Annotated in this window: 21 protein-coding genes; 14 read left to right on the top strand and 7 right to left on the bottom strand. The window is 75.8% G+C overall.

Annotated features, from left to right (window positions below; translation table 11 throughout):
• Positions 1-112: 112 nt before the first annotated feature.
• From ICW24_RS00195 to ICW24_RS00170, 6 genes are all read right to left on the bottom strand, one after another.
• The gene (locus tag ICW24_RS00195; RefSeq protein ID WP_226343705.1) at positions 113-1,753 is read right to left on the bottom strand and encodes a monocarboxylic acid transporter; all 1,641 of its coding nucleotides are present in this window, start codon (positions 1,751-1,753) and stop codon (positions 113-115) included.
• Positions 1,750-2,139 carry a DUF485 domain-containing protein gene (locus ICW24_RS00190; RefSeq protein WP_226343704.1) on the bottom strand — a complete coding sequence of 130 codons (390 nt, stop codon included), beginning with the start codon at positions 2,137-2,139 and terminating at the stop codon, positions 1,750-1,752. Before ICW24_RS00190 ends, ICW24_RS00195 begins: the two co-directional genes overlap by 4 nt.
• Positions 2,140-2,331: 192 nt before the next feature.
• The gene (locus ICW24_RS00185; protein ID WP_226343703.1) at positions 2,332-3,873 is read right to left on the bottom strand and encodes a sodium/solute symporter; all 1,542 of its coding nucleotides are present in this window, start codon (positions 3,871-3,873) and stop codon (positions 2,332-2,334) included.
• Between the two features lie 64 nt (positions 3,874-3,937).
• Complete coding sequence (locus tag ICW24_RS00180; protein WP_226344351.1) at positions 3,938-4,471, bottom strand: hypothetical protein; 534 nt, start codon at positions 4,469-4,471, stop codon at positions 3,938-3,940.
• Between the two features lie 40 nt (positions 4,472-4,511).
• Positions 4,512-5,339 (bottom strand): LytR/AlgR family response regulator transcription factor, encoded by an 828-nt coding sequence (locus ICW24_RS00175; RefSeq protein WP_372360440.1) that lies wholly within the window; start codon positions 5,337-5,339, stop codon positions 4,512-4,514.
• Positions 5,340-5,344: 5 nt separating this feature from the next.
• Positions 5,345-6,556 carry a sensor histidine kinase gene (locus tag ICW24_RS00170; protein WP_226343702.1) on the bottom strand — a complete coding sequence of 404 codons (1,212 nt, stop codon included), beginning with the start codon at positions 6,554-6,556 and terminating at the stop codon, positions 5,345-5,347.
• Positions 6,557-6,578: 22 nt separating this feature from the next.
• Here ICW24_RS00170 and ICW24_RS19480 point away from each other — a divergent pair, with 22 nt between their 5' ends.
• From ICW24_RS19480 to ICW24_RS00130, 8 genes are all read left to right on the top strand, one after another.
• Complete coding sequence (locus tag ICW24_RS19480) at positions 6,579-7,433, top strand: Fic family protein (RefSeq protein WP_226343701.1); 855 nt, start codon at positions 6,579-6,581, stop codon at positions 7,431-7,433.
• A gap of 669 nt (positions 7,434-8,102) precedes the next feature.
• Positions 8,103-8,900 carry a CpaE-like family protein gene (locus ICW24_RS00160; RefSeq protein ID WP_226343700.1) on the top strand — a complete coding sequence of 266 codons (798 nt, stop codon included), beginning with the start codon at positions 8,103-8,105 and terminating at the stop codon, positions 8,898-8,900.
• Positions 8,897-10,120, top strand: coding sequence for a TadA family conjugal transfer-associated ATPase (locus ICW24_RS00155; RefSeq protein ID WP_226343699.1), 1,224 nt, complete (start codon positions 8,897-8,899; stop codon positions 10,118-10,120). The genes ICW24_RS00160 and ICW24_RS00155 overlap by 4 nt, the downstream gene beginning before the upstream one ends.
• Complete coding sequence (locus ICW24_RS00150; RefSeq protein ID WP_226343698.1) at positions 10,117-10,965, top strand: hypothetical protein; 849 nt, start codon at positions 10,117-10,119, stop codon at positions 10,963-10,965. The genes ICW24_RS00155 and ICW24_RS00150 overlap by 4 nt, the downstream gene beginning before the upstream one ends.
• A complete protein-coding gene (locus ICW24_RS00145) occupies positions 10,962-11,513 on the top strand; it encodes a type II secretion system F family protein (RefSeq protein WP_226343697.1) in 552 nt (183 codons plus the stop codon). Before ICW24_RS00150 ends, ICW24_RS00145 begins: the two co-directional genes overlap by 4 nt.
• Before the next feature lie 161 nt (positions 11,514-11,674).
• Entirely contained in the window at positions 11,675-11,950 is a 276-nt protein-coding gene (locus ICW24_RS00140) for a DUF4244 domain-containing protein (protein WP_226343696.1), read from the top strand.
• Between the two features lie 107 nt (positions 11,951-12,057).
• The gene (locus ICW24_RS00135; RefSeq protein ID WP_226343695.1) at positions 12,058-12,405 is read left to right on the top strand and encodes a TadE family type IV pilus minor pilin; all 348 of its coding nucleotides are present in this window, start codon (positions 12,058-12,060) and stop codon (positions 12,403-12,405) included.
• Positions 12,402-12,878, top strand: coding sequence for a pilus assembly protein TadG-related protein (locus ICW24_RS00130; RefSeq protein WP_226343694.1), 477 nt, complete (start codon positions 12,402-12,404; stop codon positions 12,876-12,878). Before ICW24_RS00135 ends, ICW24_RS00130 begins: the two co-directional genes overlap by 4 nt.
• 163 nt (positions 12,879-13,041) lie before the next feature.
• On the opposite strand, the gene sftH is transcribed toward ICW24_RS00130, so the two are convergent.
• A complete protein-coding gene (gene sftH, locus ICW24_RS00125) occupies positions 13,042-15,585 on the bottom strand; it encodes a DEAD/DEAH box helicase (protein WP_226343693.1) in 2,544 nt (847 codons plus the stop codon).
• A 146-nt stretch (positions 15,586-15,731) separates the two neighbouring features.
• On the opposite strand from sftH, the gene ICW24_RS00120 reads away from it, so the two are divergent.
• From ICW24_RS00120 to ICW24_RS00095, 6 genes are all read left to right on the top strand, one after another.
• Positions 15,732-16,121 (top strand): STAS domain-containing protein, encoded by a 390-nt coding sequence (locus ICW24_RS00120; RefSeq protein WP_226343692.1) that lies wholly within the window; start codon positions 15,732-15,734, stop codon positions 16,119-16,121.
• A gap of 380 nt (positions 16,122-16,501) precedes the next feature.
• The gene (locus ICW24_RS00115) at positions 16,502-17,347 is read left to right on the top strand and encodes a sigma-70 family RNA polymerase sigma factor (protein ID WP_226343691.1); all 846 of its coding nucleotides are present in this window, start codon (positions 16,502-16,504) and stop codon (positions 17,345-17,347) included.
• Between the two features lie 128 nt (positions 17,348-17,475).
• Positions 17,476-18,153: a GAF and ANTAR domain-containing protein gene (locus ICW24_RS00110; protein WP_226343690.1), complete on the top strand. Its 678-nt coding sequence runs from the start codon at positions 17,476-17,478 to the stop codon at positions 18,151-18,153.
• An 80-nt stretch (positions 18,154-18,233) separates the two neighbouring features.
• The gene (locus ICW24_RS00105) at positions 18,234-19,757 is read left to right on the top strand and encodes a DUF7059 domain-containing protein (protein WP_226343689.1); all 1,524 of its coding nucleotides are present in this window, start codon (positions 18,234-18,236) and stop codon (positions 19,755-19,757) included.
• Positions 19,758-19,863: 106 nt separating this feature from the next.
• Positions 19,864-22,776, top strand: a complete 2,913-nt coding sequence (gene topA / locus ICW24_RS00100) for a type I DNA topoisomerase (RefSeq protein ID WP_226343688.1) — start codon at positions 19,864-19,866, stop codon at positions 22,774-22,776.
• Positions 22,773-23,612, top strand: a complete 840-nt coding sequence (locus tag ICW24_RS00095; RefSeq protein WP_226343687.1) for a dihydrofolate reductase family protein — start codon at positions 22,773-22,775, stop codon at positions 23,610-23,612. The genes topA and ICW24_RS00095 overlap by 4 nt, the downstream gene beginning before the upstream one ends.
• The last annotated feature ends 6 nt before the right edge of the window (positions 23,613-23,618 follow it).

Here is a 23,618-nt window from a genome sequence, read left to right as displayed (position 1 = left end):
GTCGGCGAGCGGGGGCGCCGGCGGGACGAACGGCGCGGGGGCCCGGGCGCGCGACGGGGCCGGAACGGGAGAGATCCCGTTCCGGCCCCGTGACGCACCGTGCGGTGTGTCCTCAGTGCTCCAACGCCTGGTTGTGGGCGCCGGCGCCGGTGAGGGAGCGGACCTCCATCTCGGCGTACTTCGCGGCGTTGTACTCCTTGCTCGTCACCGAGCCGAGCCAGCCGAGGAAGAAGGCGAGCGGGATCGAGACGATGCCGGGGTTGTCGAGCGGGAACCAGTGGAAGTCGATGGCCGGGTTGGTGATCATCGACGTGCTCAGTCCGGTCTTGGGGTCGGCGGGCTTGCCCGACACGACGGGGCTGAACAGGATGAGGATGAGGGTCGAGCCCAGGCCGCCGTAGATGCTCCACAGCGCCCCGCGGGTGTTGAAGCGCTTCCAGAACAGCGAGTAGAGGATCGTCGGCAGGTTCGCGCTCGCCGCGACGGCGAACGCGAGGGCGACGAGGAACGCGATGTTCTGCCCGTAGGCGAGGATGCCGCCGACGATGGCGACGACGCCGCCGACGAGGGCCGCCATGCGCGCCACCCGGACCTCCTCGCCGGGGGTGGCCTCGCCGCGCCGGATGACCTGGTTGTAGATGTCGTGCGCGAACGTCGCGCTCGTCGTGATCGTCAGGCCCGCGACCACGGCGAGGATCGTCGCGAACGCGATCCCCGAGATGATCCCGAGCAGCGGTGACCCGCCGAGCTCGTACGCGAGCAGCGGGGCGGCCGAGTTGGCCGCACCGGGTGCCGCCTTGATCCGCTCCGGGCCGACGAGGGCCGCGGCGCCGTAACCGACGACGAGCGTGAGCAGGTAGAACCCGCCGATGAGCCAGATCGCCCACTCGACGGACTTGCGGGCCTGCTTGCTCGTGGGGACCGTGTAGAAGCGGATGAGCACGTGCGGCAGGCCCGCGGTGCCGAGGACGAGCGCGAGGCCGAGGGAGATGAAGTCGAGCTTCGTCGTGCCGTTCTTGCCGTACCGCAGGCCCGGGTCGAGCATCTTGGACCCCTCGGGCGAGCGGTCGACGGCCGCCTGCAGCAGGGTCGAGAAGTCGAAGCCGAACTTGCCGAGCGTCCACACGGTGATGATGAACGTGGCCGCGATGAGCAGGACCGCCTTGATCATCTGCACCCACGTGGTGCCCTTCATCCCGCCGATCATGACGTAGCCGATCATGACGACGCCGACGACGGCGATGACGATGTACTGCGCCACCCGGCCGTCGAGCCCCAGCAGCAGCGAGACGAGGCCGCCGGCGCCCGCCATCTGCGCGAGCAGGTAGAAGAACGAGACGGCGAGGGCGGACGTGGCGGCCGCGATGCGGACGGGCCGCTGACGCAGGCGGAACGACAGCACGTCGGCCATCGTGAACCGGCCCGTGTTGCGCATGAGCTCGGCGACGAGCAGGAGCGCGACGAGCCAGGCGACGAGGAAGCCGATCGAGTAGAGGAAGCCGTCGTAGCCCTGGAGCGCGATGGCGCCGGCGATCCCGAGGAACGAGGCCGCCGACAGGTAGTCACCGGCGATGGCGATGCCGTTCTGGCGCCCCGAGAACGCGGCGCCGCCGGTGTAGTACTCGGCGGCCGTCTTCTTGCCCGAGGCCACCTTGATGACGATGCCGAGCGTGACCGCGACGAAGAGCGCGAAGATGCCGATGTTCAGCGCCGGGTTGCCGACGCTCTGCGCGGTGTGGACGACGCTGCTCACGGCCGCTCACCTCCCGGTGCGGTGGGGTTGCCCGGGGTGCCGAGCACGCGGTCGCGGATGGCCTCGGCGCGCGGGTCGAACTCCCGGTCGGCCCACCGCACGTAGAGGATCGTGATGCCGAACGTCGTCACGAACTGCAGCAGCCCGAACACGAGACCGACGTTGATGTTGCCGAACAGCTTCGTCGACATGAAGGCGGGGAAGTAGGCGGCGAGGATCACGTAGAGGAAGTACCAGACGAGGAAGAACGCGGTCCACGGGAAGACGAAGCCGCGGAAGCGGCGGCGCAGATCCTGGAACTCGTCGCTGTTCTGCACGGCTTCGTACCCGTGCGAGCCTGCCTCGCCGTACTCCCGGCCGTTCTCCGCCGGAGCGCTGGGCGCCATGGGGACCTCCGGGTGGGGCGACCCGGCCGGCGGCCGCCGGTCGGAGGGCACCACTCTGACCATCGGGGCGGCCGGATTCGCCCCGGACACGCCGTGGCGCGCCCGGTGGGGGCGCTCGACCGGGCGACCGGGAACGGGCCGTCGCCGAACGGGCTGCGGGGCGCGACGAACGGTGGCCGTGGCCGGGCGGTCTCAGGGGCGCAGGCGGGCGAGGTCGACGCGCTCGGGGGTGTGCAGGCGGGCGAGCATCGCGAGCGACCCCCGCGGAACCCGTTCCGGGGTGGCGAGCGACACGAGGATCGCGGTGACGAAGGCGGCGGTGACGGTCCAGGCGGCCGGGGAGGCGACGAACAGCCCGAGGCGGTCCTCGCCCGCCGGCACGGCCTCGGTCAGGCGGAGACCGAGCGCCGTGAGTGACGACACGCCGCCGACGACCATGCCCGCCGCGGCGCCGGGCGCCGTCAGCCCGCGCCACCAGACCCCGAGGACGAGCAGCGGCGAGAACGTCGAGGCGGCGACGGCGAAGACGAGGGTGACGCTCGTGGCGAGGCCGATGTCGTCGACGAGCGGCAGCACGGCGCACGGCACGACCATGGCGACGCCGGCGGCCAGGCGGAAGCTCTGGATGCCCGTCGCGTCGCCGCCGGTCACGGCGAGGAGGGCGGGGCGGACGACGTCCTGGTCGAGCACGCCCGCCACCGCGACGGCCAGGCCCGACGCCGTCGAGAGGAGGGCGGCGAACGCGCCCGCCGCGAGGACGGCCGTCAGCGCAGTCCCGAGCCCGCCCGGGACGACGGCCGAGGGCAGCAGCAGGACGATCGCGTCGGAGCTGACCCCCGGCGGGAGCTGCGGCACGTAGACGCGCGCGAGCAACGCGTACAGGGGTGGGAAGACGTAGAAGAGACCGAGGAGGGCCACGACGCGCACCGTGGTGCGCCGCGCGGCACGACCGTCGGGGTTGGTGTAGAAGCGCACGACGACGTGGGGGAGGCCCATGGTGCCGAGGCAGAGGGCCAGCAGGGTCGACAGGATCGTGTAGGCCCGGTCTCCCACCGCGCCGCCGGCGCCGTCGAGGCCGACGTCGGCGGGCGTCGGCAGGTGCGGCGTCGGCGTCCCGGACGCGAGCCACACGCCGAGCAGGACGAGCGCGGGCACGGCGAGGGCGATGAGCTTGACCCAGTACTGGACCGCCTGGACCAGGGTGACCGAGCGCATCCCGCCCGCCACGACGTTGAGGGTGACGACGACCGCGACGAGGGCGGCCCCCACCCACGACGGCGCCCCCGTGAGGCTGCGCAGTGCGAGCCCCGCTCCGTAGAGCTGGGGCAGCAGGTAGGCCCAGCCGATGACGACGGCGAACACGCTGGCCAGGCGGCGCACGGGCAGGCTGCCCAGGCGTGCCTGCGCGAAGTCGGGCGCGGTGTAGGCGCCGGAGCGGCGCAGCGGGGCGGCCACGAGCGCGAGCAGGACGAGGTACCCGAGCGTGTAGCCGACGGGGAACCACAGCATGTCGACCCCGCCCGCGTAGACGAGCCCGGCGACCCCGAGGAAGGACGCCGCCGACAGGTACTCGCCGCCGATGGCGGAGGCGTTCCACCACGGGGTGACCGTGCGTCCGGCGACGTAGAAGTCGGACGTCGTGCGCGAGAGGCGCAGCCCGTAGGCCCCGCCGAGGAGGGTGAGGACGCACACGAGCCCGACGAGGCCCGCCGCCCACGCGCCGGCCGCGCTCATCGCCGACCCACCGGCAGGGCCAGGGGCCGCGGCGGAACCGCCGGGCACGGTGGGCGTCGCGGGCTCATCGGCGCCGCAGCAGCTCGACGAACTCGTCCTCGACGCGGTCGGCCGCCCGGGCGTAGAGGAACGCGCCGAGCCACATGAGGGGGTAGCCGACGACGCCGACGAGCACCCAGTCCAGGCCCACAGACACGCCCCCGTCGTCCCCGGCCGTCGTCGCGAGGACGAGGGCGAGCGACGCGAGCGTCGCCAGCACCGTGGGCCCGAGCACGAGCAGCGCGAGGCGGCGCTGGCTGCGCAGGAGCGCCGCGAGGTAGACCTCGCCGAGCGCCGTCTCCTCGTCGATCTCGTGCGCCCGCGGCCGCGCCACGGGCCGGTCGGCGGCGCCGTGCCGCGGGGAGGTCACCCGGACGCGCCGGGGCGCCGGGGACCCGCCGACCGCGTCGACGTCGTCGATCTCGTCGACCCTGCCGATGTCGTCGATCTCGTCGACCCCGCGGACGTCGTCGATCCCGGTGACCCCGCCGACCCGGCCCACGTCGCCGTCGGCCCCGGTCCCCGACGCGTCGGGCCCCAGCGGCCCGGGGACGCTCACGCGGCCGGGCCCGCGGCCGGCGCGGCGGGGGTGCCGGGTGTCATCGCGGCCGCCGTCCGGGCAGGCGCAGGAGCCGGTCGCGCAGCTCGCGGGAGTGGCGCCGGCTCACCTGGAGCTCGATGTCGTCGAGGACGACGATGCGCCGCCCCTCCTCGAGGCGGACCTGCGTGATCGCGGCGAGCGCCACGAGCGTGCTGCGGTGGATGCGGACGAAACCGTGCTCGGACCACCGCTCCTCGAGGTGGCTGAGCGAGAGCCGGACGAGGTGGGAGCCGTCGCGGGTGTGCAGTCGCGTGTAGTCGCCGTGGGCCTGCACGTAGCGCACCTGCGAGCGGTGGACGAAGGAGGTGACGCCGCCCAGCTCGACGGGGATCGTCTCGTCCTGGTCGGGGTCGGAGGCCGACTCGGCGGACGGGACGGTCGGGGCGTGCCGCTCGGTGAGCGCGACGACCTTGCGGACGCTCTCGGCGAGCCGGGCCGGGCGGACGGGCTTGACGACGTAGTCGGTGGCCCACACCTCGAAGGCGTCGAGCGCGTGCTCCTCGAAGGCCGTGACGAAGACGATCTGGGGCCGCTCCGCGAAGCGCGAGAGCACCCGCGCGAGATCCATGCCGTCGAGGCCGGGCATCTTGATGTCGCAGAAGACGACGTCGGCCGGGGCGGCGTCGAGCCGGCGCAGCGCCTCGGCGCCGCTGGAGGCCGTGCGGACCTGCGCGATCCGGTCGTCCTGGTCGAGCAGCCAGGCGAGCTCCGACAGCGCCGGTCGCTCGTCGTCGACGACGAGGGCGCGCAGCCCGACCGGCCGCGGGGCGCCGGCGGCGGGAGCTGCGGCCGGCCGCGACGACTGCGGCGCGGAGGAGGCGGACACGTCCATCAGGTTACGGGCAGCCCGTGGGTGCGCACCGAGAACTTGGGGACGCGGAAGCTCACGCGCGTGCCGGCCCCCGGGGCGGTCTCGACGACGAGGCCGTACGCGTCCCCGTACGTCTGCCGGAGGCGGACGTCGACGTTGGCCAGCCCCACGTGGTCGCGGGAGCCCGTGCCGGCGAGCACGTGGCGCACCGCCTGCGGGTCGGCGCCGACCCCGTCGTCCTCGATGGCGATCTCGACCTCGGTGCCCCGGTCGATCGCGGTGATGGTGATGGTGCCCGGGTCCACCTTGGCCTCGATGCCGTGCTGGACGGCGTTCTCGACGAGGGGCTGGACGGCGAGGGTGGGCAGCGAGACCGTCAACGCCTCGGGGGCGACGAGCAGCACGACCTCGAGCCGGTCGCCGAACCGCGCCTGCTCGAGGGTCAGGTAGCGCTCGATGTTGACGAGCTCGTCCGCGAGGGTGGCGAACTGCTCGGAGCCGCGCAGGGAGTAGCGGGTGAAGTCGGCGAACTCGAGCAGCAGCTCCCGGGCCCGTTCCGGGTCGGTGCGCACGTACGAGGCGATGGCGGCGAGTGAGTTGTACACGAAGTGCGGGCTGATCTGGGCGCGCAGGGCCCGCAGCTCCGCCTCGACGGCGCGGCTGCGTTCGCGGCCCAGCTCGGCGAGCTCGACCTGCGTCGACACCCACCCGGCCACCGCCTCGGTGGCGAGGACGAGGTCCGCCGAGACGTGGCGGGAGTACGAGCCCAGGGCGGCGACGACGCGGTCGTCGCAGACGATCGGGGCGAGGATCGCGTCGTCGATCGGGCAGTCGGGGTCGGCGCAGGCGAGGGCGCGGTGGTCGAGGCGCACCGTGCGACCGGTGGCGAGCACCTCCTCCGAGTGGCGCGCGAGCTGCTCACCGTGGTGATCGCCCTCGCCCTCCCACGCGAGCGGGCCGCCCGAGTCGACGAACGCCACCGCCTCCACGCCGAGCAGGGGGCGCAGGTCCCGCGCGGCCCGCGCCGCCGCGGGGGCGGTGAGGCCGTCGCGCAGGTGCCGCGCGGCGTGGGAGGTCGTCGAGAGCGCCTGGTACGTCACGCTCGTGGCGACCGAGGTCATAGGGGCGCGCCGGCGGTGCAGGCCCCGCACGAGCAGCCACGACAGCACCGCGATGGTCACGAGAACACCCCCGAGGACCCCGACGGGCACGTCGAGCGGCAGGGTGAGCATGGCTCGAATGTAGGCTGCGGGCGTGTCGCAGCGCGGGTCCGAGTTCGTCGCGGCCGCGCGCGTCGTCGCAGGGTGGCCGGAGGTCGCCGCGGCGGCCGACGCGGCCCGCGAGGCCGCGACCTCCCTGCGGTGGCACGAGGGGCTGCGCCGCCGGACCCCGGAGGCGGCCGCGGAATCGCGTGTGCGGGGGGCCCACGCGAGCGCGGAGCTCGACGGCGCCCGCAGCGACGTGGCGATCGTCCGCGATCTCGTCATCGGTGCGGCCGCCTGGCCAGACCCGCTCACCGGAGTGCTGCCGACACTGCGCGGGGCCGTCCGGGCCACGCTCGAGGCGGACCGGCTGACCTCCGACGTCTCGCGGGCCCCCCTGCGGGCGCTCGCCCGGCTGCACCTGGCCGCGGGCGCCGACCTCGCCGCGCCGGACTCCCTGGGCCGCCCGCGCGGGCCGGGGCAGGGGTGCGCGGAGTTCGTCGACCTCGGGCCGGCCCCCGACGGCGGCCCGGCGCTGAGCGCGCGGCTCGACGGCGTGCTCGCCCTGCTGCGCGCGGACGACGTGCCCGCCCTCGTCGCCGCGGCCCTCGTGCACGCCGAGCTCGCCCACGCCCGGCCGTTCACCGCCGGCAACGGACTCGTGGCCCGCGCGGTCGAGCGTGCGGTCCTCGTCGGGCGCGGACTCGACGTCACGGCCGTCGCCGTGCCCGAGGCCGGGCACCGACGCGCGGGCGCGACCGCCTACCTCGGCGCCCTGTCGGCCTACGGCTCCGGCGGGCGGCCCGGGGTCGCCCTGTGGGTGCGTCACGTCGGCCAGGCCGTCGTCGACGGCTGCGACGAGGGCACCCGTGTCGCCGACGCCGTCCGCGCCGGCCGACTGGGCTGACCGGCCCCGCCTCACCGGGTGACCGGCACGGCGGGCGTGGTCCGCGGGCCGCGACGGGAGGCAGGGGCGCCGTGGCGCAGCGGTGCGCTCGGGTGGGGGGGTACGCGCCGACCGTTTGGCACCGTCCTCGTCGGGACATCCCTGTCACGCGACGGCGACCCGGCCCATGTCCTGTCGAGACGGCGTGTCGCGTGAGGGGCCCCGACGGCGCGTCGTTTTGCGCAAACTTTTCGGGCGGACGGAGTCTTCGAGCGCGGATCCGCGTGGGCAACGCCGCCTCGGTCTCGTCATCATCGCTGCTCACAGGCCTGTGCTGCACCCATGGGCAAGGAAGGTGTCCTTGTCGACCCGGACGCTCGTCCGACGACACGGCCCGTGGGCCGGTGGGGGCGTTTGCGTATCGGGCGACCGACCTACATGATTGGTCTCAGCGCTCCCTACGGGTCGAGCGCGGCGCACCAGCTCCTCCCCCCCGGGGCTTGGCGCGTTTGGTGGCCCCCGCTGTCCCCCCAGCGGGGGCCACCCTCATTCTCCCGCCGTTCACCTCCCGCGTGGAGGGCGCTCGGCCCCCTCCACAGCCCGTCGCCGTGCGCGTCCACCCGGCGGGTGTCCACCGCCCGCGATCGCCGTCGCCGCCCGGCGCGGGACGGGCCGGGGACGGTGGGCGGCATGGCTCTCGCTCGCACACTCGGGGTCGTCGGCGCGTCCGGCGGCGTCGGGACCTCCACCCTCGCCGCCTGCCTCGCGACCCGTTTCACCGATTGGGGCGCCGCCGCGTGCGTCGATGCCGATCCCCTCGGGGGCGGTGTCGACGTCGTCTTCGGACTCGATCACGCCGCCGGGCTCGGCTGGCGTGACCTCGTCACCTGCGGCGAGCAGCGTCCCGGCCTGGCGGGCGCCGCCCTGGTCGACCGCCTGCCCCGGGTGGGCGACGTCGCGGTGCTCTCGTTCCCACGCGCCGCCGTCGCCACCCCCTCGGGCGAGGCGTGGGACCTCGTGTTCGAGTCCCTGCGGCCCCGGGTCGACCTCGTCGTCGTCGACCTGCCGCCGCCGGGCGATCCCGAGCTGCCGGCGCTGTTGCCGCGCCTCGACGACGTCGTCCTCCTCGTGGGCGACACCCCGACCGCGCTGGCCGCCGCGAGCACCGTCCACGCCGCCCTCGACGATCACGTCGACCGCTGGTGGCTGGCCCAGGCCGTGCCGCGCGGCGGCGACGACCTCGCCGAGGCGGTGGCCTCTGCCCTCGACATGCCGCTGCTGCTCGCGTGGCCGCACGACCCTCGCGTGGCGACGGACCTGGCCCACGGGTCCCCGCCGGGGCGCCGGGGCCGGGCCGCGGCCGCGGCCGGGCAGGGGATCGACCGCCTGTACGGGCGACCCCGGGGCCGCCGGACCCGCGGCAGGCCTCGCGAGCTCGTCGGCCGTGCACCGGCCCCGGCCGCGGTGCGTCGCGGGAGGTCGGCGTGAGCTCCGCCGTGTGGGAACACATCCGGGCCGGTCGCCCGCCCACGCCGCGGCGCGTCGACGCCCTCGCAGCCGCCGGCCCGGCCGACGCGGACGGTTACCGCCTCGCCCGCGCCGACCTGCACGCCCAGGTCCTCGGGGCCGGTCCGCTCGACCCGCTGCTCGCCGACCGTCGGGTCACCGACGTCCTCGTCAACGGCGCCGGCGGCGTCTGGGTCGACCGCGGGGCCGGGCTCGAGCCGGCCCACGTCGCGCCACTCGACGATGCGCAGGCGCGCCGGCTCGCGGTCCGCCTCGCCGGGCTCGCCGAGCGGCGACTCGACGACGCGTGCCCCTACGTCGACGGCCTCCTGCCCGGCGGGATCCGCCTGCACGCGCTCCTCCCACCGTTGGTCGAGGGTGGGGCCCACGTGAGCCTGCGCATCCCGCGGCACGGCGCGGCCGACCTCGACCGGCTCGGCGCCCTCGGCCTGGCGCCGCCGGCCTGGCTGGCCGTCCTGCGGGCCCTCGTCGCCGCCAAGGTGTCCTACGTCGTCAGCGGCGGCACCGGGGCGGGCAAGTCGACCCTGCTGGCGGCCCTGCTGGGGCTCGTCCCCGCCCACGAGCGGATCGTCCTCGTCGAGGACGTCCGCGAGCTGGCCGTCGACCACCCGCACGTCGTCCACCTGCAGGGGCGTCCCGCCAACGTCGAGGGGCGCGGTGGGGTCGACCTCGTCGTCCTCGTCCGCCAGTGCCTGCGGATGCGGCCCGACCGGCTGGCCCTCGGGGAGGTGCGCGGGCCGGAGGTCCGCGACATGCTCACCGCCCTCAACACGGGGCACGAGGGCGGGTGCGGCACGATCCACGCCAACACCGGCGGGGACGTCGTCGCCCGGTTCGAGGCCCTCGGCGCGCTCGCCGGGATGAGTCCGACCGCCACGCGGGCGCAGCTGCGCACGGCCCTGAGCGTGGTCGTCCACGTCCGACGCGTCGGGGCGCAGCGCGTCGTCGACGGGGTCTGGGTCCTCGACGCCGACCGGGGCGATCTCGCGGCCCGCCCGGCCCTGCTCCGGCCCCGCGAGGGGTGGGCGGCCCTGGACCCCGGCGGCGGCGGGGGCGGCGGGGCGGACGGACCCCTGGGCGCCCGCCCGGACGGCGCGCCGCCGGGCGCGGTGGAGCCGGGCTGGGGGATGCTCGCGGCGCTGCTGGGGCTCGACGCCGGCCCGCGCCGTCTCGGCCCGTGAGCGCCGCCTGGGTCGTCGCGCTCCTCGCCGCGGCCGCCGTGCTGCTCGTGCCCTCCAGATCTGCGGGCGGGCTCGTCCGCGCCGTGCTGCCGGGCGCCGCCCGTCGAGGCGGGGGCGGCGGGCGACGTCGGCCCGGCCGGCGGCTGCGTCCGGATCGACGCGCCGCAGAGCGCGAGGTCGAGGCGCTCATCGAGGTGGTGGAGTCGCTCGACGCGGCCCTCGGGGCCGGGGCGAGTCCCCTCGACGCGCTGGCGTCCGTCGCCGCCGTGCGCACGGCCGTCCGGGCCGAATCGGCCGGTGGCCCCGCGGCGGGAGGCGCCGGTGCCCGGTGGCGCGCAGCGGGGGCGCCGAGTCCGTGGCGGCGGTCGTCCCCGGCCCGGACCGAACGCGTCGACGACGCCCTGCCGCTCCTGCTCGCGCGGGCCCGGGCCGGCGACGGCCTCGCCGCCGGCTGGGCCGACGTCGCCCGGCGGACCGGTTCGCCGGAGGTCGAGCTGCTCGCCCGGGCCTGGTCGCTCAGCGAGAGCTCGGGCGCGTCACTGTCCGCCGCCGCCCGCACCGCGGTCCACCTGCTCCGGCAGGGCCGCGACGAGCGGCGCAGGACGCAGGTCGCGGTCGCCGGGGCGCGGGCGACGATGTCGGTGCTCACCGCCCTGCCGCTCGGCGGGCCCGCGCTCGCGCTGCTGCTCGGGCTGGACCTCGGGTCGGTCTACCTGTCGTCGCCGGCGGCCGCCGCGATGCTCGGCGGCGGGGTGCTCCTCGTGCTGCTGGGGCGGTGGTGGGTGGCCGGGATGGTCGCGGCCACCCTGCGGGGGCCCGCCCTGTCGCGGGGAGGCCGCTGGTGAGCCCGCGGCTCGTCGTGGCGCTCCTGCTCGCCGCGGCGGTCCTCGCATGGCCGTCGTCGCGGGTCGGCGCGATCGCCGAACGACTGCTCCCGCGGCGTCGCCGCGCCGGGCGGGTCCCGGCCGTGCGGGTCGCCGACGCGATGGACCTGCTCGCGCTCGTCCTGCGCTCGGGGTGCGGCGTCGTCGAGGCGCTCGAGGCGGTCGGGCGGGCGACCCCCGACGAGTGCGGCGCCCACCTGCTCAGCGTGGCCGCGGCCCGGCGCTGGGGGCTCGACGAGGCCCAGGCGTGGCAGGCGGTGCCCGCCGCCTGGGCCCCGGCGGCCCAGGCGCTGGCGTTGGCCGCCCGCGTGGGAGCGGCCCCCGCCGAGTTGCTCGAACGCGCCGCCGACGACGTCCGTCGGCGGGAGGCGTCGCGCCTCGAGCTCGCGACCGCGGCCCTCGGCGTCCGGGTCGTCCTCCCGCTCGGACTGACGTTCCTGCCGGCCTTCCTGCTGACGACCGTGGCCCCGATCGTCGTCGCGCTGACCGGCGACCTGCTCGGTTCGTGAGCCCGGGCGCGGCGGCGGGGCGCCGTCCCACAGGACGTCGGCGGCCGCCGCTCGACCGGGGGAGTCCACAGCGCCGGCACCGGCGCCCGCCGCGCAGGTTCGGCCCGGTCGACGGTGGAGTGGTTCGCCTCGAACTCACCACCGCATCGAAAGGACATCTCATGTCATCCCTTCACTCCATCACCGCCGTCGGGCGCACCACGCCGGACCGCACTCCCGCCGTCACGACGCTCGGCCACCCCTGCTCCGACCCGGACTCGCCGACCGGCGCGGGTGCGACGCCCGGCGTCGAGGACGGCATGACGACCGCCGAGTACGCCGTCGGCACCCTCGCCGCGTGCGCCTTCGCGGCGCTGCTGTTCGTCGTCGTCCAGGACTCGGGCGTCCGCCAGGGCATCGTCGAGGCCTTCACCTCCGCGCTGGCCACCCGGGCCTGACGATGACCGACGTGGTCCGCACGCCCCGCCGCGAGCGCGGTGCCGGCCGTGTCCGGCGCCCGCGTCGCCCCCGGTGCGGCGGGCGTGGGCGCCACGACGAGGCCGGGATGGTCACGGCCGAGTTCGCCGTGCTCATGCCGGTGATCGTCGTCGTGCTGGCCGCCGTGCTCGCCGCGATCACGTGCGTCGTGGACCACGTCCGCTGCGTCGACGCGGCCCGGGCGGGCGCCCGGGCCGCGTCGCGCGGCGACGACCCCGCGGTCGTCCGGGCGATCGGCGCCGGCCTGGCGCCGGCGGGCGCCCGGATCGAGGTCGCCTCGGCCGGCGACGGCGCCGTCGTCGTCCGCGTGAGCGCCCCCGACCGGCCCGTCCTCGGCGTGCTCACCGACGCGCTGCGGCCGCGCGCCGAGGCGACCATGCCGCTCGAGCCCGCCTCGGCGGTGACGGGCGGATGAGCGCGACCCGGGTGAGGCCCGCCGCGGACGACGCCGAATCCGAGCGGGGCAGCGCCACGGTGGTCGTCGTGGGGTTGCTCGCGTGCGCGCTCACCCTCGGCATCGCCGGACTCACCCTGGCGGGCGTCGTCCTCGCGACCCACCGGGCCCGCTCGGCGGCGGATCTCGCCGCGCTCGCCGGCGCCGCCCGCCTGGTCGGGGCGTCCACCCGGACCACGTCGTCCACCCCGGCCGCGCCGGCCACCTCGACCTCATCCGCCGCACCGGTCACGCGGTCGGGGGCGGGTCTCGCGTGCGCTGCCGCGTCCGCGGTGGCCCGGGCCAACCGGGCCACGCCTCTCACCTGCGCCGTCGAGGGGGCCGAGGTGGTCGTCTCGGTCCAGGTGCCGACCCCGGGGCTCGCGGGCCGCCTCGGACCGGCCGTGGCCCAGGCACGCGCGGGCCCACCACGAGAATCCGCCCGGGCCCCCTGACCGGCCCGCCGACGACCGGCCCGCCCACGACGGGTCCGCCCACGACCGGCCCGCCACGACGGGTCCGCACACGACCGGCCCGCCCACGACGGGTCCGCACACGACCGGCCCGCCCACGACGGGTCCGCCCACGACCGGGTCCGCACGACCGACCGGGCCGCGGTCACGGCGTGCGGACGGGCGGGGGGTCCGGGGCGTGCGCGAGCACGAGGTCGAGCAGGGCCACCGCACCGCGCTTGTCGAGCGGGGAGTTGCCGTTGCCGCACTTGGGCGACTGCACGCAGGACGGGCAGCCGTCGCGGCACCGGCACGCGGCGACCGCGTCACGGGTCGCCTCCATCCACGCCCGCCACAGTGCGTGGCCGCGCTCGGCGAAACCCGCGCCGCCGGGGTGGCCGTCGTAGACGAGGATCGTCGGGAGGCCCGTGTCGGGGTGCAGGGCGGTCGACACCCCGCCGATGTCCCACCGGTCGACCGCGGCGAGCAACGGCAGCATCCCGATCGCCGCGTGCTCGGCGGCGTGCGCGGCCCCCGGCACGGCGTCCGGGCCGATGCCGACCCCCGCCAACGACTCCGGCGTCGCGGTCCACCACACGCCCTTCGTGTGGAACACCCGCTCGGGCAGGTCGAGGGGGTGCTCGCCGAGGACCGTCCCGTTCGGCGTCCGCCGCACGAACGACGTCACCTGCGAACGCACCGTCACCGACCCGAAGGACAGCGTGACCGGCCCGCACTCCGCCCGGTGCTGCTCGCGCAGGAGGTCGAAGGCGCTGACCGACCGGGCCTGGGTGCTCCACCCCGGGTCGCCGGCGACGACGTGGGCGGCCCCCTGCGACAGGTCGAGGTCGGTGACGACGTAGGGCCGTTGCTGGTGCAGGTGGACGGCGCCCGTGTGGACGGCCGCGTCGGCGCGCGGCGCGTCGACCGTCCCGACCACGCGGCCCGTGCCGCGCTCGACGATGCGCACGGTCTCGCCGGTGCCCCGCAGCGGCACCTCGTCCGTGGGACGACCCCGGCCCGTCCAGAACCACCCGGTCGGGTCGGCGTCGGGCGAGCTCTCGACCCGCCGTGGGCGCGAGCCCGGATGCGGTCGCCGGCGTAGTCGGCCGCGGGAGGCGAGGTCGTCGAGGAGCGGCACCGTGGAGGGCCCGAACCACGCGGCGTCCTCCGCCGTCAGCGGCGCCTCGGCCGCCGCCGCCAGCAGGTGCCCGCCGAGCACGTAGGGGTTGGCCGGGTCGAGGACGCACGCCTCCACGTCGGCGTCGAGGACCGCTTCCGGGTGGGCGACGAGGTAGGCGTCGAGGGGGTCCTCTCCCGCGACGAGGACGACGAGACACGACCGCCCCCGGCGTCCGGCCCGGCCGGCGCGCTGCCGGAACGCCGTCCGCGTGCCCGGCCACCCGGACAGGACGACGGCGTCCAGACCGCTGACGTCGATGCCGAGCTCGAGCGCGCTCGTCGTGGCGAGTCCGAGCAGGCGGCCGGTGCGCAGGGCCTCCTCGAGCGCGCGGCGATCCTCGGGGAGGTAGCCGCCCCGGTAGGCGGCCACGCGGGCCGCCACGTCGGGGACGTCGGCCAGCTCCCGCTGCGCGGTCGCGGCGAGCACCTCGGCCCCCGCGCGGGACCGGGCGAACGCCGCCGTGCGGACCCCCGCCCGCGCGAGGTCGGCGAGCAGCCGAGCCGCCTGCGTCGACGTGCCCGGACGCGGCCCGCGAGCCTGTCCGGGTGCGGCCTCCGGGCCGACGTCGGCGGTCGGCTCGTCCGGCTCCCCCAGAACGGCCGGCCCGCCCGGCCCACCCTGGCCGGTCGGCTCACCCGGGCCGGTCGGCCGCCCGCGCCGGTCCCCGGCGTCGCTCCCGGGGGGCCCGGGCGGGTCGACCCCGTCCCCGTGGGGATCGAGCAGGACGTACGTCGTGGCCCCGCGCGGAGAGGCGTCGTCGTCGACGACCTCCACCTGCGCGCTCACGAGCGCCCGCGCGAGGCCCCCGGGGTCCGCGACCGTCGCCGAGGCGAGGGCGAAGGTCGGGTCCGCGCCGTACAGGGCGCACACCCGCCGCAACCGGCGGACGAGCGCCGCGGCGTGCGCGCCGAACACCCCGCGGTAGACGTGGCACTCGTCGAGCACGACGTAGGCCAGCGACCGCAGGAACGGCGCCCAGTGCGGGTGCCCGGGCAGGATGCCGTGGTGCAGCATGTCGGGGTTGGTCAGCACGTACGTGCCGTGCCGTCGGATCCACCGCCGCTCGTCGGCCGGGGTGTCGCCGTCGTACGTGGCGGCGCGGACGCCCGGGACACCGAGGGCGTGGACGCGCTCGCGCTGGTCCGCGCCCAGCGCCTTCGTCGGGCTGACGTACAACGCCGTGGCCCCGCGCCCGGGCACCCGGTCGGCGCCCTCGGCGAGCGCGGTGAGGATTGGGAGCAGGTATCCGAGGCTCTTGCCCGACGCCGTGCCCGTCGACACGATCGTGTGCCGGCCGTCTCGCAACGCCTGCGCGCACGCGTTCTGGTGGGCCCAGACCTCGCCGACCCCCTCGTCGGCGAGCGCGGCCCGCAACCGCGGGTGGACCCACTCCGGCCGGGCGACGCTCCGTCCGCTCCGGGGCTCGACCCGTCGCACGTGCGTGACCCGTCCGCGGCCGGGCTCGAGCGCGACCGCCGCCGCGCGGGCCGCGTCGGCGTCGGCGGAGGTCGTGGGGGAGCCGGGCATGGGCGACACGGTAGGCGCCGGCACCGACAGGCCCGCCACGGGGCGGGGCGTGGGAGTACGACGCGGGGCGGCCCATGCGCCGACGTGCGCAAGGACCGCCCGGCGGCTGGACGACCGACCCGATGTCGATACAGTGAGATGAGGCCATGAAGGAGATGTCGCGCACAGTGGATCCGGAGCAGTCCCGCCCCGAGCCGGGCGCCCCCGTCGTCATCACGGTGACCGGCGATCTCGACGTCACCTCGGTGTCGCAGTTGCGCGACGCCGTCCACGATCGGTTCCGGGCCGGGACCTTCCGCATCGTCCTCGACCTCGGGCCGATGACGTTCGTCGACTCGCCCGGTCTCGGCATGATGGTCGGACTGCTGCGCGCCGCCCGGGCCAACGGCGGCGACGTCCGGCTGGCGAACGTCCCGACGCGGATCGCCCGGCTGCTCACCATCACCGGCCTCGACGACGTCTTCGCCCTCGACGAGGACCTCGAAGCGGCCGCGCGGTCCCTGGGCGACCTGCCCGCACCCACCCCGCCCGCCTGAGGCCCGCACCCCGGCCGGCGACGGGACGCCGCCGGATCGGACCGGACTCCGCCGTCGGGCCGGACCCCGGCAGGACCGGATGCGCCGTTGTGCCCTCGCGGGCGTCGACCCCCTTCTGGTCTCGACGTGCCTCCGGACCGTCCCGGGACGGGGGGAACGATCCGTGCGCCGGCTCCGTTCTCCTCCGGGGCGGTCCCTCGCCGTACCCGAAACGACCGCTCCGTAGCCCTGCCACCTGCGCGTGAACGCCGGACGAACATCCCTCCTCGTCCCGTCCGAACCGTGGGCGGTCGCTTGCGTTATACCGTGTTTCCTGGATACTTTTTCAGCGTGGTTCAGCCCTGCGAGCCACTGTGTCTGACGCGTGTCAGGAGCCCGTCGTGCCGGGAACCCTTTTCTCCGCCGCCGCCCATCTGCCGACATGGCTGGACGGTCGCAAGGTCGGTGATCTCGATCCGACGGAGCGCGAGGCCCGGACCGACGAACTGCTCGCCGAGGCCCTGAACCTCACCGGCAACGCCCGGCAGGGGCTCCTGGATCAGGTCGTCCTCATCAACGGGCCGGTCGCCGAGTCCATCGCCTCCCGGTACCGCTCGCGCGGCATCGACTCCGACGACCTCACGCAGGTCGCCTACCTGGGCCTGGTCAAGGCCGCCCAGGGATACCGCCCCGGCGAGGGGCCCGGCTTCCTCGCGTACGCCGTCCCCACCATCTCGGGCGAGGTCAAGCGTCACTTCCGCGACTTCGGCTGGATGATCCGGCCCCCGCGACGCCTGCAGGAGCTGCGCAGCGCGGCCCTGTCCGCGGCCGGCGACCTGCTGCAGTCGAAGGGCCGCCCCGCCACGAGCGAGGAGATCGCCGAGGTGCTCGGCGTCAGCGTCGCCGAGCTCGCGGAGGCCGAGATCGCCGACCGCGGGTACAGCGCCCTGTCGATCGACGCGCCCGGGCCCGGCGAGGACGGACCCGTCCTCGCCGACCTGCTCGTCGACGACGCCGACAGCTACCGCCAGGTCGAGAACCTCGAGACGCTCCGCCCGGTGCTCGACGCGCTCGACGAGCGCGACCGGCGCATCCTCCTCCTGCGTTTCGTCCGCGGCATGACCCAGGAACAGATCGGGACCGAGATCGGCGTCTCGCAGATGCAGGTGTCGCGGCTGCTGACCCGCATCCTCACGTCGCTGCGGCGCGGCCTGACCGATGAGGACGGCGTCCCGGCCCACGTCTGACCTCGGGCTCGGAGCACCACTCGCGTCGCTTAGAATTCGACAATGCCTGACATGTCCGAAATTCCCGTGCGGCGGGACGTGTTCGATGCCGTTGCGGTACCCCCTCGCCTCCTCCGCCGGTGGGCCGCGTGAGCGGGCGCACCATGGACTTCGGCCACCTCCTGCGTGAACTGCACGGCCAGGACGGCGTCGAGGCCACCGTCGAGATGATCGCCGAGCTCGCCCGTCGCGAGCTCGAGGCCGACTACGCGGGCGTGATGCTCCTGCACCGAGGCGGGACCGTCGAGACGGCGGCCGCCACCGATCCCGTCGTCGAGCGGGCGGACACCGAGCAGATCGCCGTGGGGGAGGGCCCCTGCCTCGAGGCCATCGCGAAGGAGGCCGTCTTCGTCATCGGCGACACGGTCACCGAGCCCCGCTGGTCGCCGTGGTGCGAGCGCGTCGCCGCCCTCGGCATCCGCAGCGTGCTGTCCGTCCGCCTGTTCACGGCGCGGGGCCCCCTCGGCTGCCTCAACCTGTACTCCGGCCGTCCGCACCGGTTCTCCCACGACGGTGACGCGGCGTACGGCACCCTGTTCGCCGGTCACGCCTCCGTCGCCCTCGCCACCGAGAAGACGAAGTCGGAGCTCCGGGACGCGATGGACGGCCGCCACGTCATCGGCATCGCCCAGGGCATCCTCATGGAGCGCTTCACCATCGACAAGGACCAGGCCTTCTCGGTCCTGCGGAGGTACTCCCAGGACCACAACATGAAGCTGCGGGCCGTCGCCACCACGGTCGCGACGACCGGGCAGCTCCCGGACTGACCCGGTCCTGCTCGACCCGCCCGCCCGACCACCCGGGTCGGGCTGGGGCGGACGGGGCGGGGCGTGGTGGACTGGCGCGCATGACCCGACCCACCCCGCGCGTCGAGACGACGCTGCTGCCGCGCCTGCGCGCCGACCTCACGGCCGTCGGGTTCACCGTCGACGGGCTCGAGGCCTACCTCGGCCCGACGGCGACGGCCGCCCTCCGCCGCGAACAGCCGTTCCCCGCGGAGCGGCTCACCCGGGCGCACCCGACGCCGCTCGGGGCGCTCGTGCGGCTGTTCACCCTCGGGCTGGAGGTCGACTTCGACGAGGTCGACGCGGCCCTGCCCACCCTGCGCGGCGACGGGCTCGTCGCCCTCGACCTCGCCGAGCGCACCGGCGCCGGCCTGCGGGCGTGCTGCGACCTGCAACCCCACGCCGACGAGACGCACGCGTGGTGGGTGGCCTCCGACCTCACGCACGCGGCCATGGGGGCGGCGCTGGAACCCGACCACGTGCTCGGCGTCGGCAGCGCCTCCCTGACGGTCGCCTCGTGGACGCCGCGCACCCCGGTCCGCGCGGCCCTCGACCTGGGCACCGGGTCGGGCATCCAGGCCCTGCACCTCGACGCGCACGCCGACCGCGTGGTCGTCACCGACACGTCGGACCGTGCCCTGAGGTTCGCCCGGTTCAACGCCGCCCTCGCCGGGTCGGACTGGGACGTGCGAGCGGGCGACATGCTCGCGCCGGTCGCGGGGGAGCGGTTCGACCTCGTCGTGAGCAACCCTCCGTTCGTCATCACCCCGCGTGGCACCCGGGTGCCCGACTTCGAGTACCGCGACGCCGGCGCGCACGGCGACGACATCGTCGCCGGGCTCGTGCGGGGCGTCGGCGACGTCCTCGCCCCGGGCGGGGTGGCCCTCTTCATCGGCAACTGGGAGATCGCCGCCGACGCCGACTGGCGCGACCGTTGGCGGGAGTGGCTCGAGCCCACGGGGCTCGACGCCTGGGTCGTCCAGCGCGACGAGCAGGACCCGGCGCAGTACGCGGAGATGTGGGCCCGCGACGGCGGACACCAGCCGGGCTCGTGGATCCACGACGAGCTGTACGCGGCGTGGCTCGACGACTTCGACGCCCGCGGCGTCGCGCGGATCGGGTTCGGGGTCGCCGCGCTCCACCGACCGCTCGCGCCGCGCGAGCCCTTCGTCGACCTCCAGGAGGTGAGCGGCCCGGTCACGCGCCCGATGGGGCCGACGATCGCTGCCGGGCTCGCCGCGCGCGACCGCCTCGCCGGTCTCGACGACGACGCGGTCCTCGACGTCGCCTGGCACGTGGCGCCGGACGTGATCGAACAACGGCACGCCCGGCCCGGCGCCACCGACCCGGAGGTCATCCTCCTCGGGCAGGGGGGCGGGCTGCGCCTCACCCACCGCGTCGACACCGCCACCGCCGCGCTCGTCGGGGTCTGCGACGGCGAGTTGACCGCCCGGGCCGCGCTCGTCGCCATCGCGGCGCTGCTCGACGTCGACGCCGCCGACCTCCTGACCCGGACGACACCCACCCTGCGGCGGCTCGTCGCCGACGGCTTCCTCACGCCGGAGCCGGCGCCCGCACGGGGCTGATGCGCTCGGTGGGCTCACGGCGGTTCTCCCACGTACCGGCGGAGGCGTTACCGTCATAGGCCAGATGCCGTGGTCCCGGACCCGGCGCACGGAAGGGAAGGCGCGAGTGAGCAACACCCAGCTGCGGCGGCTCGTCATCGTGGAGTCGCCCACGAAGGTCAAGTCGATCGCCGGTTACCTCGGTGAGGGGTACGACGTCGAGGCCTCGGTCGGCCACATCCGCGACCTGCCCACCCCCAGCGAGCTCCCGGCCGACATGAAGAAGGGCCCATACGGGCGCTTCGCGGTGGACGTGGACCACGGGTTCGACCCCTACTACGTCGTCGACGCCGACAAGAAGAAGAAGGTGGCCGAGCTCAAGCGGTTGCTCAAGAGCGCCGACGAACTCCTGCTCGCCACCGACGAGGACCGCGAGGGCGAGGCGATCGCCTGGCACCTCAAGGAGGTGCTCAAGCCCACGGTCCCCGTGCGCCGGATGGTCTTCAACGAGATCACCAAGGACGCGATCCTCCGGGCGGCCGAGAACACGCGCGATCTCGACACCCGGCTCGTCGACGCGCAGGAGACCCGCCGCATCCTCGACCGCCTCTACGGCTACGAGGTCTCGCCCGTGCTCTGGCGCAAGGTCCGCCAGGGTCTGTCGGCGGGCCGCGTGCAGTCGGTCGCCACCCGCATCGTCGTCGAGCGGGAGCGCGAGCGGATGGCGTTCCGCGTCGCCTCCTACTGGGACGTGCAGGCGCGGTTCGTGCCGCAGGCCCACGCCGAGGGCGACGCGGCCGAGTTCACCGCCCGGCTCTCGTCGCTCGACGGCGCCCGCGTGGCCACCGGCCGCGACTTCGCCGACGACGGCACCCTGCGCACGGCCGGCGCGCTGCACCTCGACGAGGCGGGGGCCTCCGCGGTCGCCACGGCGGTCGCGGCCGGATCCGGCACGGTCACCGAGGTGAGCGAGAAGCCGTACACCCGCCGCCCCTCGGCGCCCTTCACGACGTCGACCCTCCAGCAGGAGGCGAGCCGCAAGCTGCGCCTGAGCAGCCGCAACGCGATGCGCGTGGCCCAGCGGCTGTACGAGAACGGCTACATCACCTATATGCGGACCGACTCGACGACGCTGAGCCGGTCGGCGCTGGACGCCGCGCGCAACCAGGCGCGGGACATGTACGGCGAGCAGTACGTGCCCGAGTCGCCCCGCCGGTACGAGAAGAAGGTGAAGAACGCCCAGGAGGCCCACGAGGCCATCCGCCCCGCGGGCGATCGCTTCCGCACCCCGGCGCAGGTCGCCGGCGAGCTGCGCGGCGAGGACTTCGCGATGTACGAGCTCATCTGGAAGCGCACGATCGCCTCCCAGATGGCCGACGCCCGCGGGTCGACCGCGTCGGTCCGCATCGCCGTCCCGCTCGGCGGCGTGCCGGCCGGCGGCACGACGGCGCAGACCGCCGAGTTCTCGGCGAGCGGCACGGTCATCACGTTCCGCGGCTTCCTCGCGGCCTACGAGGAGGGCCGCGACGAGGAGGAGACCGCCGCGCGCGGCGCTGCCAACGCCGCGCGCGAGGCCGACCGTCGCCTGCCGAAGCTGTCCGAGCGCGACCCCCTCGGGGTGGCCCAGGCCGAGGCGGACGGGCACGAGACGTCCCCGCCCCCGCGGTACACGGAGGCCACGCTCGTCAAGGCGATGGAGGAGCTGGGCATCGGGCGACCGTCGACGTACGCCGCGACGGTCGCGACGATCCAGGACCGCGGCTACGTGGGCACGCGCGGCAACGCGCTCGTGCCGCGGTGGCTCGCGTTCGCCGTGACCCGCCTGCTCGAGGAGCACTTCCCGCGGCTCGTCGACTACCAGTTCACGGCCCGGATGGAGGAGGACCTCGACGAGATCGCCTCCGGCGACGTCGCCCGCGTCGACTGGCTCCGGCGCTTCTACTTCGGTGACGAGGCCCGCAGCGCGCAGGGCCTGCGCCAGCTCGTCGACGACCTCGGTGAGATCGACGCCCGCGAGATCTCGACGATCCCGCTCGGCGACGGGATGGTCGTGCGGGTCGGGCGTTACGGCCCGTACGTCGAGGAGGTCACCCCCGCGGGGGTCGACCCCGCCACGGGAGAGGTCGCCCCCGACGCGGACCCGCAGACGCCCGCCACGCCGCGGCGGGCCACGATCAACGACGACATCGCGCCCGACGAGATGACGGCCGCCAAGGCGCGGGAGCTGCTCGAGGTGGCCTCCGACGACGGCCGGGTCCTCGGCCAGGAGCCCTCGACGGGCCGCGACATCGTCGCCAAGGCCGGCCGCTACGGCCCGTACGTCACCGAGCTCCTGCCCGAGGAGCCCGCGCCGGAGGGGGCCGCCGCGCCGAAGCGCGGCGCGAAGAAGGCCGCCAAGGCCAAGCCGCGCACCGCCAGCCTGTTCACCGGCATGGACCTCGCGACGATCGACCTCGACACGGCGCTGCGGCTGCTGTCCCTGCCGCGCGTCGTCGGCACCGACGCCGAGGGCGTCGAGATCACCGCGCAGAACGGCCGCTACGGGCCGTACCTGAAGAAGGGCACCGACTCCCGGTCGCTGTCGAGCGAGCAGCAGCTCTTCGACATCACCCTCGATGAGGCCCTCGCGATCTACGCGCAGCCCAAGCAGCGCGGCCGGGCCGCGGCCAAGCCGCCGCTCGCCGAGCTCGGCACCGACCCCGTCTCGGAGCGGCCCGTCGTCGTCAAGGACGGCCGCTTCGGGCCGTACGTCACCGACGGCGAGACGAACGCGACCCTGCGCCGCGACGACGACCCGAGCACGATCACCGCCGAGCGGGGCTACGAGCTGCTCGCCGAGAAGCGGGCCAAGGGCCCGACGACCCGCAAGCGCGCCGCGGGCACGAAGACGGCCGCGAAGAAGACGACGACGAAGAAGGCCGCCACCAAGAAGACGACCTCCAAGAAGGCCGCCGCCTCGGGCGCGACGAAGACCGCCGCCCGCAAGACCTCGAAGAGCTCGACGACCGCCACGACCGCCACGACCTCCTCCGGCACGTGACCGACCCCGAGGACGGGCGGCTGCGACTCCTGCTCGACGCGACCGGCGTCCTCGAGGGCCGGCCGCCGGGCCCGGGCGACGGCCTCGTGGACGACGCGACGCTCGCGCGCCTGTACGCCTACCCGCCGGGCGCGGGGTCGGTGGTGCGCAGCAACCTCGTGAGCAGCCTCGACGGGGCCGCGGCGGGCCCCGACGGGTTGACGGGCTCGATCAACACGGCCGCCGACCGGCGCGTGTTCGCGCTGCTGCGCGCCCTCGCCGACGTGATCGTCGTCGGGGCGGGCACCGTGCGGGCGGAGGGGTACGGGCCGGTCGCCCCCGACCCGACGTGGGCGGCGCTGCGCGACGGCCGTCCGGCGGCGGCCGCGCTCGCGGTCGTCACGGCCTCGGGACGTGTGCCGGAGCGGCTGCTGCAGGCCGGGGAGGCGAGCCGGCGCGACCGACCGGACCGTGGCGGCGGAGGCGACGTCCTCGTCGCGACGACGAGCGACGCGCCGGACCTGCCGGCCCTGCGGGAGCGGCTCGGGCAGGACGCGGTGCTCGTCGCGGGGCGGGGCCGGGTCGACCCGTCGACGCTCGTCGACGCGCTCGCCGAGCGAGGGCTGCGCCGGGTGCTCTGCGAGGGCGGCCCGACGCTGGCCGGCGCGTTCGTGGCCGCCGACCGCCTCGACGAGTGGTGCGCCACCCTCGTGCCCCGGCTCGTGGGCGCGGAACCGCGCCTGCTCGTCGGTCCGCCGACCGATCTCGATCTGGACCTCGCCACCCTGCTCCTCGGCGACGGCTGCCTCGTCGGCCGGTGGCACCGACGGCGAGGTCGGAATCCGGGTACGGCCTGAGCGGTC

Origin of the sequence: Agilicoccus flavus (genome assembly GCF_014857905.1) — a bacterium.
Lineage (GTDB): Bacteria > Actinomycetota > Actinomycetes > Actinomycetales > Dermatophilaceae > Agilicoccus > Agilicoccus flavus.
The sequence above is the reverse complement of the archived record's forward strand: the minus strand, read 5'-3'. Positions and strand labels throughout refer to the sequence as shown.

Coding starts and splice junctions, on each gene's coding strand:
- ICW24_RS00105 (WP_226343689.1), top strand. CDS start 18,234: ATGACCCGACCCACCCCGCGCGTCGAGACGACGCTGCTGCCGCGCCTG.
- ICW24_RS00185 (WP_226343703.1), bottom strand. CDS start 3,873: ATGAGCGCGGCCGGCGCGTGGGCGGCGGGCCTCGTCGGGCTCGTGTGC.
- ICW24_RS00140 (WP_226343696.1), top strand. CDS start 11,675: ATGTCATCCCTTCACTCCATCACCGCCGTCGGGCGCACCACGCCGGAC.
- ICW24_RS00120 (WP_226343692.1), top strand. CDS start 15,732: ATGAAGGAGATGTCGCGCACAGTGGATCCGGAGCAGTCCCGCCCCGAG.
- ICW24_RS00170 (WP_226343702.1), bottom strand. CDS start 6,556: ATGCTCACCCTGCCGCTCGACGTGCCCGTCGGGGTCCTCGGGGGTGTT.
- ICW24_RS00160 (WP_226343700.1), top strand. CDS start 8,103: ATGGCTCTCGCTCGCACACTCGGGGTCGTCGGCGCGTCCGGCGGCGTC.
- ICW24_RS00190 (WP_226343704.1), bottom strand. CDS start 2,139: ATGGCGCCCAGCGCTCCGGCGGAGAACGGCCGGGAGTACGGCGAGGCA.
- ICW24_RS00135 (WP_226343695.1), top strand. CDS start 12,058: ATGGTCACGGCCGAGTTCGCCGTGCTCATGCCGGTGATCGTCGTCGTG.
- ICW24_RS00130 (WP_226343694.1), top strand. CDS start 12,402: ATGAGCGCGACCCGGGTGAGGCCCGCCGCGGACGACGCCGAATCCGAG.
- sftH (WP_226343693.1), bottom strand. CDS start 15,585: ATGCCCGGCTCCCCCACGACCTCCGCCGACGCCGACGCGGCCCGCGCG.